Below are 12,424 nucleotides of genomic sequence, written 5' to 3'. Positions count from 1 at the left end.
ACGAATGTGGCTGCGCATTATACGGATTAAACGCGCTTATTCCTATCCTGACAAAGCCCTGAAAGCTATAATCCCCCCATCTCTCCTCTAAAAACGGGAATGTCTATGATCCGCAGTATGACCGCCTACGCCCGGCGTGAAATCAAGGGTAGCTGGGGTAGCGCTACATGGGAAATGCGCTCGGTAAACCAGCGTTACCTGGAAACGTATTTCCGTATGCCGGAGCAGTTCCGCAGCCTTGAGCCTGTCGTACGCGAGCGTATCCGTGCGCGTCTGACGCGCGGTAAAGTCGAATGTAACCTGCGCTTTGAGCCCGATGCCAGCGCACAGGGCGAGCTCATCCTCAACGAAAAACTGGCAAAACAGCTCGTGAATGCAGCGAACTGGGTCAAAATGCAGAGCGATGAAGGCGAAATCAACCCGGTTGACATTCTTCGCTGGCCCGGCGTCATGGCCGCCGGTGAGCAGGATCTGGACGCCATTGCCGCTGAAATCCTGGCAGCCCTCGACGGCACGCTGGATGACTTTATCGTTGCCCGTGAAACCGAAGGCCAGGCGCTGAAAGCGATGATTGAGCAGCGTCTTGAAGGCGTGAGCACCGAAGTCGCCAAAGTCCGCACCCATATGCCAGAAGTGCTGCAATGGCAACGCGAGCGTCTTGTCGCCAAACTGGAAGAAGCGGAAGTTCAGCTGGAAAACACCCGTCTCGAACAAGAGCTGGTGCTGATGGCGCAGCGTATTGACGTCGCTGAAGAGCTGGACCGTCTGGAAGCGCACGTTAAAGAAACCTATAACATTCTGAAGAAGAAGGAAGCGGTAGGTCGCCGTCTGGACTTTATGATGCAGGAGTTCAACCGCGAGTCGAACACCCTCGCATCTAAATCTATCAATGCAGAAGTGACGAATTCAGCAATTGAGCTGAAAGTACTGATTGAGCAGATGCGCGAGCAGATCCAGAATATTGAATAGTGTCTTTCGGGTGGTGTCAGCTGCACCACCCATTACTATTTCTCATCCGTCCTGACTCTAATTTTTCCTCGCTTCCGCCCTTCATCAAGCCTGTCCAGACTAATGTGATAAAATTTTATAAGGCAAACTGACTCGCCTTAGAAAATCTCAATCGTGATCGTGCGCACAAATCGTTAACCTCCCCCCGCGTTCACACCGGAGGGTATATGCTGCTTCACATTCTTTATCTCATTGGCATCACCGCAGAAGCCATGACCGGCGCGCTTGCTGCCGGGCGTCGCCGTATGGACACCTTCGGCGTGATTATTATTGCCACAGCGACCGCGCTGGGCGGCGGTTCCGTGCGCGATATCCTGCTTGGTCATTACCCGCTCGGCTGGGTTAAACACCCTGAATACGTCATTATCGTGGCGACAGCCGCCGTGCTCACTACTATCGTGGCACCCGTTATGCCCCATCTTCGCCGTCTGTTCCTGGTGCTTGATGCTCTGGGGCTGATCGTCTTTTCAATCATCGGTGCGCAAATCGCGCTCGATATGGGTGAAGGGCCGGTTATCGCCACTATTGCTGCTGTGGTCACGGGCGTATTCGGCGGCGTGCTGCGCGATATGTTCTGCAAACGTATTCCCCTGGTCTTTCAAAAAGAGCTCTATGCCGGGATTTCCTTTGTCGCAGCGGTACTCTATATCGCCTTGCAGCATTACGTTTCGAACCATGATGTAGTGGTCATCTCGACGCTGCTGTTTGGCTTTACGGCCCGCATGCTGGCGCTGCGTCTGAAGCTCGGGCTGCCCGTTTTTCACTACAAGCACAGCGCGCACTGATGTCAAAATCCGTTGATGTGCTGTTCAGCGAGCCACTTCGCCAGCACGTCAACCTGAGGCGCGCGCATCCAGTTCATGATTTGCCGCGCTTTCTCCTCTCCAGTTCCCGGCAAGGTTTGCCAGTCGGCAGAGCTTCGCTGGCTCATTGCCTGCCACGATCGCCCATCGATAGCGTTCAGTGTCGATTTGGATAGCGGAGCTCCCATCGCGCTAATCCAACGGATAAAAGGTTGTTCCCGCACCCGATTAAAACGATGCCAGAGCGCTAGCCCGCGCGCCGCAGAAAACCCCGGCGTGGCCTGAAGCTGCGCCTGTGTTAATAACAGCCATGAAAAGATATGTTCGAAATGATGAGCCTGCCAGAGCGTACGCCAGCCGGACTCCCCTAACCCTTCGATATCCAGCCCCTGTTTAGAGCTGAGCCATGTTAGCCGGGCAAAAAACTGCTCCATGCAGTCCAGCGAGGCATAAAAACAGCTTAATGAATGGTACTTCAAGGCAGGAGGCTGCGGTTTTTGTCTGTCCGTCCCTCGCCAGACCACCTTATCCAGGCGCGGAATACCCTGTCCGGCGAGACTGATCAGCACCTGATCGCCTTGTGCGATATCCAGTCTCTGCCAACGCCCAACCGATCCCAGACTGACTCGTCGCACCTGTTTATCATCCAGTCGCACAGGCTCAAGCCCTGCGATGACGGATACCTTACCCGTTCGTCCTACAGAAAACTGGATATTCTTTACCTCAGCAAGCTGCGAAACAGGAGAATATTTCCACGCGACGACCCAGTTTCCTTCACCGGGCAACCAGCTTTCGCCCGCGGGTTCATCCTCGGAACGCACCACAATGCCATCCGTGGCAAAGGGTAATGCGGTCACGTGCCAGGCCGCGCGCTGTTTCTCGACGGCATCAACAGATTCGGCGGGAAGCGTATACCGCGCCGACAGCGTAAAACCGGCTTTAGACAGCTCAGCCAACGACGTCTTCATATCTTTCGGCCCATCCGGCCATGCCCAGATGAATACGCCGATGTTACTCAATAGCGCGTTATCCTTTTGTCGCATCATCGCACCCGCCACCTTTGCGCGAGCGTTCATTCCGCCCATCTGGCTCTGAATGTGGTTGTCGTGCATCCAGAAAAGCTCGCCCTGTAAGATGCTATTCGCCAGCGCGCCGGTGAGCTTTTGCGGAACAGACGGGATTAAACGCACCTTCTCGGTCCAGTCTTCACCTTTCAGGCCATCACCGCGGCTGATGGCCTGAGTTAACTTTCCGTCACGATAGACCAGCGTTACCGCCACACCGTCAACTTTAGGCTGCAGCCAGAGATGCTGTCGGGCACGCATCCACTGTCTCAACTCCTCTTTGTTGGTCACTTTATGTACGCCCGTATGGGCAACAGGATGTTTTACGCTCCCCGTCAGCGCGGGGAGTTTCTCTTCTGAAGGCTCGCTGCTAAAACACCGCTGCCACTGGGTTAACCGTGCGTTAAGCTGGTCGTACACGTCGTCATTAACATCACTCACCCCCTGCTTCCAGTAGGCATCATCCCAGCGTTTGATCTGCGCGCTTAACGACGCAATCTCTTTCTCTGCTTTTGCCTGCGACCACACCGGACACACCGCCGCGCCATAGCCACACCACAACACCAGTAATCCGCTTATCCATCGCCACATTGCTACCCCTCCTTTGCGTTGCAGGAGGTATAACCTGATGACTGAAACAACGCTAACGGCAACCTTTCGCTTTGCGAGGTGGCATCCAGGGTTTCTTTTTATTTCTGCAAACCGCGGGTAAAACCGGAAAACGGCACGCAAAAATCAATAATCCAGGGGAAAAAGTGTGACAAAGGCTACGTCACGGTGCGCCGACGTGTATAATAAGCCCGTATGTAGGACTTCTTCGCTAACACATACAAAAGACTCTCATGGCTCAAGGCACGCTTTATATTGTTTCTGCCCCTAGTGGCGCGGGTAAATCCAGCCTTATTCAGGCACTGTTAAAAACCCAACCGTTGTACGACACACAGGTTTCTGTTTCTCACACCACGCGAGCGCCGCGTCCGGGTGAAGTGCACGGTGAACACTATTTCTTTGTGGATCACGACGAATTCAGAGCGATGATCGGCAGAGACGCGTTTCTTGAACATGCTGAAGTGTTCGGTAACTACTACGGCACCTCGCGTGAAACCATTGAGCAGGTTCTGGCAACCGGCGTAAACGTGTTCCTGGATATCGACTGGCAGGGCGCGCAGCAAATTCGCAAGAAAATGCCTGACTCGCGCAGTATCTTTATTTTACCGCCATCGAAAGATGAGCTTGATCGCCGCCTGCGTGGCCGCGGTCAGGACAGCGAAGAAGTCATCGCAAAGCGTATGGAACAGGCTGTTGCAGAAATGAGCCATTACGCGGAATATGATTACCTTATTGTGAATGATGATTTTGATGCCGCGCTGAGCGATCTCAAAACCATTCTTCGTGCAGAACGCCTGCGTATGAGCCGCCAGAAGCAGCGACATGACGCATTAATCACCAAACTGTTGGCAGACTGAACCCACTTTCAGTATCATGCCCAGTCATTTCTTCACCTGTGGAGCATTTTAAGTATGGCACGCGTAACTGTTCAGGACGCTGTAGAGAAAATTGGTAACCGTTTTGACCTGGTGCTGGTCGCCGCGCGTCGCGCTCGTCAGATGCAGGTAGGCGGTAAAGATCCGCTGGTACCGGAAGAAAACGATAAAACCACCGTTATTGCACTTCGCGAAATCGAAGAAGGTCTGATCAACAACCAGATCCTCGACGTGCGTGAGCGCCAGGAGCAGCAAGAGCAGGAAGCCGCAGAACTGCAGGCCGTAACCGCTATTGCTGAAGGTCGTCGTTAATTAAACCTGCGGGTCGCCCTTGTATCTGTTTGAAAGCCTGAATCAACTGATTCAAACCTACCTGCCTGAAGACCAGATTAAGCGTCTTCAGCAGGCGTATCTCGTTGCACGTGACGCTCACGAGGGCCAGACACGTTCAAGCGGTGAACCCTATATCACGCACCCGGTAGCGGTGGCCTGTATTCTGGCCGAGATGAAACTCGACCACGAAACGCTCATGGCCGCTCTGCTGCACGACGTGATCGAAGATACCCCTGCCACGTATCAGGACATGGAACAGCTGTTTGGCAAAAGCGTTGCCGAACTGGTGGAAGGGGTCTCTAAGCTTGATAAGCTGAATTTCCGCGACAAGAAAGAGGCACAAGCCGAAAACTTCCGCAAGATGATTATGGCGATGGTGCAGGATATCCGCGTCATTCTCATCAAACTCGCTGACCGTACCCACAACATGCGCACGCTGGGCTCACTTCGCCCGGATAAACGTCGCCGCATTGCCCGTGAAACCCTCGAAATCTACAGCCCGCTGGCGCACCGTTTAGGTATTCATCACATTAAAACCGAGCTGGAAGAGCTGGGTTTTGAAGCGTTGTATCCGAACCGCTATCGCGTGATTAAAGAGGTGGTGAAAGCCGCACGCGGTAACCGTAAAGAGATGATTCAAAAAATCCTCTCGGAAATTGAAGGGCGCTTACAGGAAGCGGGAATTCCGTGCCGCGTCAGCGGTCGCGAGAAACATTTGTACTCCATCTACTGCAAAATGGTGCTCAAAGAGCAGCGTTTTCACTCGATCATGGATATCTACGCCTTCCGCGTCATTGTCCACGACTCGGACACCTGCTATCGCGTGCTGGGGCAGATGCACAGCCTCTACAAACCGCGTCCGGGGCGGATGAAAGATTACATCGCCATTCCCAAAGCGAACGGCTATCAATCTTTGCACACCTCGATGATCGGGCCGCACGGCGTGCCTGTTGAGGTGCAAATTCGCACCGAAGACATGGATCAGATGGCAGAGATGGGGGTTGCCGCACACTGGGCGTATAAAGAGCACGGTGGCGAAAGCAGCACGACCGCACAAATCCGCGCCCAGCGCTGGATGCAGAGCCTGCTGGAGCTTCAGCAGAGCGCGGGTAGCTCGTTTGAATTTATCGAGAGCGTTAAATCCGATCTCTTCCCGGATGAAATTTACGTTTTCACCCCAGAAGGTCGCATTGTCGAACTGCCTGCAGGCGCAACGCCGGTCGACTTCGCTTACGCCGTGCATACCGATATCGGGCATGCCTGCGTCGGTGCGCGCGTCGACAGACAGCCTTACCCGCTGTCTCAGCCGCTCTCCAGCGGCCAGACGGTAGAAATTATTACCGCGCCGGGCGCACGTCCGAACGCGGCCTGGCTGAACTTTGTCGTGAGCTCCAAAGCACGTGCCAAAATTCGCCAGCTGCTGAAAAACCTCAAGCGCGATGATTCCGTCAGCCTGGGGCGTCGTCTGCTCAACCACGCGTTGGGCGGCAGCCGTAAGCTGGCTGAAATTCCGCAGGAGAACATCCAGCGTGAGCTGGAGCGTATGAAGCTCGCGTCGCTTGATGACCTGCTGGCAGAGATTGGCCTCGGTAACGCCATGAGCGTGGTGGTGGCGAAGAACCTGCAGCAAGGCGACACAACAGCGGTGCCTGCAACGACGCAAAGCCACGGACACCTGCCGATTAAAGGCGCGGACGGGGTGCTGATCACCTTCGCAAAATGTTGCCGTCCAATTCCAGGCGACCCGATTATTGCGCACGTCAGCCCGGGTAAAGGGCTGGTTATCCACCACGAATCCTGTCGTAACATTCGCGGCTACCAGAAAGAAGCCGAGAAGTTTATGGCGGTCGAGTGGGATAAAGAGACCGCACAGGAATTTATCACCGAAATTAAGGTGGATATGTTCAACCACCAGGGTGCCCTGGCGAACCTGACGGCTGCGATCAACACGGCCTCTTCCAATATTCAGAGCCTGAATACGGAAGAAAAAGATGGTCGCGTGTATAGCGCCTTTATTCGTCTGACCGCGCGCGACCGCGTGCATCTGGCGAATATTATGCGCAAAATCCGCGTCATGCCGGACGTGATTAAAGTCACCCGAAACCGAAACTAGGTTTATGAATTCACAACGTTATGCACGTATCTGCGAAATGCTCGCCAGGCGTCAGCCTGATCTGACGGTCTGCATGGAGCAGGTGCATAAACCTCATAACGTCTCTGCTATCGTTCGTACCGCAGATGCCGTCGGTGTGCATGAAGTGCACGCCGTCTGGCCGGACGGCCGTATGCGAAATACGGTTTCGGCAGCGGCAGGCAGCAACAGTTGGGTGTCTGTCAAAAATCATCACACCATTGGCGAAGCCGTATCGCACCTGAAAGGGCGCGGAATGCAGATCCTGGCCACTAACCTGTCCGCTAAAGCCGTAGATTTCCGCGAGATCGATTACACCCGCCCGACCTGCATTTTGATGGGTCAGGAGAAAACCGGGATCTCCCAGGAAGCGCTGGATCTGGCGGATCGGGACATCATCATTCCGATGATCGGCATGGTCCAGTCTCTCAACGTCTCCGTGGCGTCCGCGCTCATTCTGTATGAAGCGCAGCGCCAGCGTCAGAACGCCGGGATGTACGAGCGCAGCAACAGCATGCTGCCGGAAGAGGAACAGCAGCGTCTGCTGTTTGAAGGTGGTTATCCGGTGCTGGCTCGCGTTGCGAAGCAGAAAAAATTGCCTTACCCCCACGTCAACGCGCAGGGCGAGATTCAAGCCGATGCCGAGTGGTGGGCCACCATGCAGTACGCCGGGTAAGTGATGAAAGGCCGCTTGCTGGATGCCATCCCGCTCAACAGCCTGACGGGCGTGGGCGCGGCGCAAAGCAATAAGCTGGCTAAGATTGGCCTGCACACCGTGCAGGATCTCCTGCTTCACCTCCCCCTGCGTTACGAAGACCGTACCCAGCTCTATAAGATTGGCGATCTCCTTCCCGCCATTTACGCCACCGTTGAAGGCGAAGTCCTGAACTGCAACATCACCTTCGGCGGACGCCGAATGATGACCTGTCAGATCAGCGACGGTACCGGCATTCTCACCATGCGTTTTTTCAACTTCAGCGCGGCGATGAAAAACAGCCTGGCGACGGGCCGCAGGGTGCTGGCCTATGGCGAAGCCAAACGCGGGAAATACGGCGCAGAGATGATCCACCCCGAGTACCGCGTGCAGGGCGATCTCAGTACGCCGGAGCTGCAGGAGACGCTCACCCCGGTTTACCCGACGACGGAAGGCATCAAGCAGGCGACGCTGCGTAAGCTTACCGATCAGGCGCTGGAACTGCTGGATACCTGCGCCATTACCGAGCTGCTGCCACCCGAGCTGGCGCAGGGCATGATGAGCCTGCCCGAAGCGCTGCGCACCCTGCACCGCCCGCCGCCAACGCTGCAGCTCAGCGATTTAGAAAGTGGCACACACCCCGCCCAACGGCGTCTTATCCTTGAGGAATTACTGGCGCATAACCTGAGCATGCTGGCGCTTCGCGCGGGCGCGCAGCGTTTCCATGCCCAGCCCTTAAGCCAGAATGATGAACTCAAAGATAAGCTGCTGGCCTCGCTGCCGTTTAAACCCACCGGCGCACAGGCGCGCGTCACCGCCGAAATCGAACGCGATATGGCGCTCGACGTGCCGATGATGCGCCTCGTGCAGGGTGACGTGGGGTCCGGTAAAACGCTGGTTGCCGCGCTGGCTGCCCTGCGCGCGATTGCTCACGGTAAACAGGTGGCGCTGATGGCGCCGACCGAACTGCTGGCTGAACAGCACGCCAACAATTTCCGCGCCTGGTTCGCGCCGCTGGGGATTGAAGTGGGCTGGCTTGCCGGGAAGCAAAAAGGCAAAGCACGCCTTGCGCAGCAGGAAGCTATTGCCAGCGGGCAGGTGCAGATGATTGTCGGCACGCACGCCATCTTCCAGGAGCAGGTGCAGTTTAACGGCCTTGCGCTGGTGATTATCGACGAGCAGCACCGCTTCGGCGTGCATCAGCGTCTGGCACTGTGGGAGAAAGGCCTGCAGCAGGGTTTCCACCCGCATCAGCTGATCATGACCGCCACGCCGATCCCGCGCACTCTGGCGATGACCGCCTACGCCGATCTGGATACCTCTACCATCGACGAACTTCCGCCGGGCCGTACCCCGGTCACAACGGTCGCCATTCCTGACACGCGCCGCAGCGATATCATCGACCGCGTGCGCAACGCCTGCACCCACGAAGGGCGTCAGGCCTACTGGGTCTGTACGCTGATTGAAGAGTCTGAACTGCTGGAAGCACAGGCTGCGGAAGCCACGTGGGAAGAGCTTAAGCTGGCGCTGCCGGAGCTGAACGTGGGTCTGGTTCATGGACGCATGAAGCCCGCCGAAAAACAGGCGGTGATGCAGTCGTTCAAACAGGGTGATCTGCATCTGCTGATCGCCACCACGGTGATCGAAGTCGGCGTGGACGTCCCGAATTCCAGCCTGATGATCATCGAAAACCCGGAGCGTCTCGGCCTTGCCCAGCTCCACCAGCTGCGCGGGCGCGTTGGCCGTGGCGCGGTAGCGTCCCACTGCGTACTGCTCTACAAAGCCCCGCTCTCAAAAACCGCACAGATGCGTCTGCAGGTACTGCGCGACAGCAACGACGGTTTTGTGATTGCGCAAAAAGACCTGGAGATCCGCGGCCCGGGAGAACTGCTGGGTACGCGTCAGACGGGGAACGCGGAATTCAAAGTGGCGGATTTGCTGCGCGATCAGGCTATGATCCCCGAAGTTCAACGCCTCGCACGCCATATTCATGAACGCTACCCCGAACAGGCGGCAGCGTTAATTGAGCGCTGGATGCCGGAAACCGAGCGGTATTCCAACGCCTGATTTCAGGCAAACATCGGCAGCATCAGGTACAGCTTAATCACCAGCGCGTTGACGATATCAATGAAGAATGCGCCAACCATCGGTACCACCAGAAACGCCATGTGCGATGGCCCGAACCGTTCGGTGATCGCCTGCATGTTGGCGATAGCCGTTGGGGTAGCCCCCAGACCAAACCCGCAGTGACCCGCCGCCAGCACCGCAGCATCGTAGTTTTTGCCCATCATGCGCCAGGTCACGAACATGGCGTACAGCGCCATAAACAGCGCCTGCACCGCCAGTATCGCCACCATCGGCAGCGCCAGCGAGGCCAGCTCCCACAGTTTGAGGCTCATCAGCGCCATCGCCAGGAACAGCGACAGGCAGACGTTTCCAAGCACCGATACCGCCCGTTCAAACACGCGGTAGAAGCCCATCAGCGCCAGACCGTTGCTCAGGATCACCCCGATAAACAGCACGCAAACAAATGTCGGCAGTTCAAACGCGGACCCCGCCAGCCATTGCGCAACCACTTTGCCCACGGTCAGGCAGATGGCGATCATCGCAATGGTTTCAATCAGCACCAGCGAGGTAATACTGCGCCCGACGTCCGGCTTTTCGAACGCGGTCGGCACCAGCTCATCGTCAGGCCTGCCGTTCGGCGTGGTGGAGTGCTTAACCAGATACCGCGCCACCGGGCCGCCAATCAGGCCACCCAGCACCAGACCAAAGGTCGCACAGGCCATCGCCACCTCCGTCGCGTTTTCAAACCCGTAGCGCTCGATGAACAGCTTGCTCCACGCGGCCCCGGTACCGTGACCGCCTGACAGAGTAATCGACCCCGCCAGCAGCCCCATCAGCGGATCCAGCCCCAGCAGCGTCGCCATCCCGATGCCGATGGCGTTTTGCATCAGCAGCAGCCCCACCACCACAATCAGAAATACGCCGAGCACTTTACCGCCCGCCCGCAGGCTCGCCAGGTTGGCATTCAGGCCGATGGTGGCAAAGAAGGCCAGCATCAGCGGGTCTTTCAGGGACATATCAAAATCGATTTCCCAGCCCATGCTTTTTTTCAGAATCAGCAGGGCCAGCGCCACCAGCAGGCCACCGGCGACAGGTTCAGGAATGGTGTATTTCTTCAGAAGGGAAACGCTATGTACCAGCTTACGGCCAAGCAGTAAGACCAGCGTTGCGGCAACAAGTGTCGACAACGTATCGAGATGAATCATAGAAGGCTCCTGTTTTGCGCGTGTTCCATACACACGCGGCGTTATCCTGGGCCGGTTTGCGCTCTTCATGAGCTCCCGGCGCAAAAAGTGTAATTTTTTTTCCCGATGCGTTGTAGAAAACCTGCGCACAGCGGCAGATTTTCTTCCCTTTTTTTGCTGGCAATCGTTTGCTTTTACCAGGTGGTCAGATAAAATGCCCGCTTTTCCACCGTGGGATTGTCGCCGATGTCCGTTAACACCGTAGAGTCGCCTGATGCGCAACCGATTGCGCAGAAGCAAAATAGCGAACTGATTTACCGCCTTGAAGATCGACCGCCGCTGCCGCAAACGCTTTTCGCCGCCTGCCAGCATCTTCTGGCGATGTTTGTTGCGGTGATCACCCCGGCGCTGCTGATCTGCCAGGCGCTCGGTTTACCGGCGCAGGACACGCAGCACATTATCAGCATGTCTCTCTTCGCCTCCGGCGTGGCCTCGATTATTCAAATTAAAGCCTGGGGTCCGGTGGGGTCGGGATTATTGTCGATTCAGGGCACCAGCTTTAACTTCGTGGCACCGCTGATCATGGGCGGTACGGCGCTGAAAACCGGCGGGGCGGATGTCCCGACCATGATGGCGGCACTGTTCGGCACGCTGATGCTGGCCAGCTGTACGGAGATGGTGATCTCCCGCGTTCTGCACCTGGCGCGTCGCGTCATTACCCCGCTGGTTTCCGGCGTGGTCGTCATGATCATCGGCCTGTCGCTAATTCAGGTGGGCCTGACGTCCATCGGCGGCGGATATGCGGCAATGAGCGACCACACCTTCGGCGCGCCGAAAAACCTGCTGCTGGCGGGCGTGGTGCTGGCGATCATTATTCTGCTTAACCGTCAGCGTAACCCATACCTGCGCGTGGCCTCGCTGGTGATCGCCATGGCGGCGGGTTATCTGCTGGCGTGGGCGCTGGGCATGCTGCCGGAGAACACCGCGCCGACCAACAGCGCGCTGATCACCGTGCCAACGCCGCTGTACTACGGACTGGGCATTGACTGGGGCCTGCTGCTGCCGCTGATGCTGGTCTTTATGATCACCTCTCTGGAAACCATCGGTGACATCACTGCTACCTCGGACGTCTCCGAGCAGCCGGTGTCCGGCCCGCTGTACATGAAGCGCCTGAAAGGCGGCGTGCTGGCGAACGGCCTGAACTCGTTTGTCTCTGCCGTATTCAACACCTTCCCGAACTCCTGCTTCGGTCAGAACAACGGCGTGATCCAGCTGACCGGCGTAGCCAGCCGCTACGTCGGTTTTGTGGTGGCGCTGATGCTGATCGTCCTCGGCCTGTTCCCGGCAGTGAGCGGCTTTGTGCAGCACATCCCTGAACCGGTACTTGGCGGCGCAACCCTGGTGATGTTTGGCACCATCGCGGCCTCCGGCGTGCGTATCGTCTCCCGCGAGCCGCTGAACCGCCGCGCGATCATGATTATCGCCCTGTCGCTGGCCGTCGGTCTGGGTGTTTCCCAGCAGCCGCTGATCCTGCAGTTTGCGCCTGACTGGGTGAAAAACCTGCTCTCTTCCGGCATTGCCGCGGGCGGTATCACCGCTATCGTGCTGAACCTCGTTTTCCCGCCTGAAAAGAACTGATCCCCTTCACGGCAGGCA

At 56.9% G+C, this 12,424-nt stretch carries 10 protein-coding genes; 8 read left to right on the top strand and 2 right to left on the bottom strand.

Translation table 11 applies throughout. The features are described from left to right. Positions 1-105: 105 nt before the first annotated feature. The gene (locus N2K86_RS00510) at positions 106-969 is read left to right on the top strand and encodes a YicC/YloC family endoribonuclease (protein ID WP_260660107.1); all 864 of its coding nucleotides are present in this window, start codon (positions 106-108) and stop codon (positions 967-969) included. A 206-nt stretch (positions 970-1,175) separates the two neighbouring features. Continuing rightward, complete coding sequence (locus N2K86_RS00505; protein WP_260660106.1) at positions 1,176-1,793, top strand: trimeric intracellular cation channel family protein; 618 nt, start codon at positions 1,176-1,178, stop codon at positions 1,791-1,793. Positions 1,794-1,795: 2 nt separating this feature from the next. On the opposite strand, the gene ligB is transcribed toward N2K86_RS00505, so the two are convergent. After that, positions 1,796-3,466 (bottom strand): NAD-dependent DNA ligase LigB, encoded by a 1,671-nt coding sequence (gene ligB, locus N2K86_RS00500; protein ID WP_260660105.1) that lies wholly within the window; start codon positions 3,464-3,466, stop codon positions 1,796-1,798. 251 nt (positions 3,467-3,717) lie between these two features. Between ligB and gmk the strand changes: the two genes are divergently transcribed. The 5 genes from gmk to recG are packed head-to-tail and all read left to right on the top strand — an operon-like array spanning position 3,718 to position 9,584. Next, positions 3,718-4,341: a guanylate kinase gene (gene gmk, locus N2K86_RS00495; protein WP_010426438.1), complete on the top strand. Its 624-nt coding sequence runs from the start codon at positions 3,718-3,720 to the stop codon at positions 4,339-4,341. A 54-nt stretch (positions 4,342-4,395) separates the two neighbouring features. Further along, complete coding sequence (rpoZ, locus tag N2K86_RS00490; protein ID WP_000135058.1) at positions 4,396-4,671, top strand: DNA-directed RNA polymerase subunit omega; 276 nt, start codon at positions 4,396-4,398, stop codon at positions 4,669-4,671. 19 nt (positions 4,672-4,690) lie between these two features. Beyond that, a complete protein-coding gene (gene spoT / locus N2K86_RS00485; protein ID WP_260660104.1) occupies positions 4,691-6,805 on the top strand; it encodes a bifunctional GTP diphosphokinase/guanosine-3',5'-bis pyrophosphate 3'-pyrophosphohydrolase in 2,115 nt (704 codons plus the stop codon). Positions 6,806-6,809: 4 nt separating this feature from the next. After that, on the top strand, positions 6,810-7,499 hold the full coding sequence (gene trmH / locus N2K86_RS00480) for a tRNA (guanosine(18)-2'-O)-methyltransferase TrmH (RefSeq protein ID WP_260660103.1): 690 nt from the start codon (positions 6,810-6,812) through the stop codon (positions 7,497-7,499). Between the two features lie 3 nt (positions 7,500-7,502). Next, the gene (recG, locus tag N2K86_RS00475) at positions 7,503-9,584 is read left to right on the top strand and encodes an ATP-dependent DNA helicase RecG (RefSeq protein ID WP_260660102.1); all 2,082 of its coding nucleotides are present in this window, start codon (positions 7,503-7,505) and stop codon (positions 9,582-9,584) included. 2 nt (positions 9,585-9,586) lie between these two features. On the opposite strand, the gene gltS is transcribed toward recG, so the two are convergent. After that, the gene (gene gltS, locus N2K86_RS00470) at positions 9,587-10,789 is read right to left on the bottom strand and encodes a sodium/glutamate symporter (RefSeq protein ID WP_089598284.1); all 1,203 of its coding nucleotides are present in this window, start codon (positions 10,787-10,789) and stop codon (positions 9,587-9,589) included. A 225-nt stretch (positions 10,790-11,014) separates the two neighbouring features. Between gltS and xanP the strand changes: the two genes are divergently transcribed. Continuing rightward, on the top strand, positions 11,015-12,406 hold the full coding sequence (gene xanP, locus N2K86_RS00465) for a xanthine/proton symporter XanP (protein WP_260660101.1): 1,392 nt from the start codon (positions 11,015-11,017) through the stop codon (positions 12,404-12,406). The last annotated feature ends 18 nt before the right edge of the window (positions 12,407-12,424 follow it).

It is taken from the genome of Enterobacter mori, assembly GCF_025244905.1.
Taxonomy (GTDB): Bacteria; Pseudomonadota; Gammaproteobacteria; order Enterobacterales; family Enterobacteriaceae; genus Enterobacter; species Enterobacter mori_A.
Note: the sequence above shows the minus strand (reverse complement) of the source record. Positions and strands in the feature narration are given on the sequence as shown.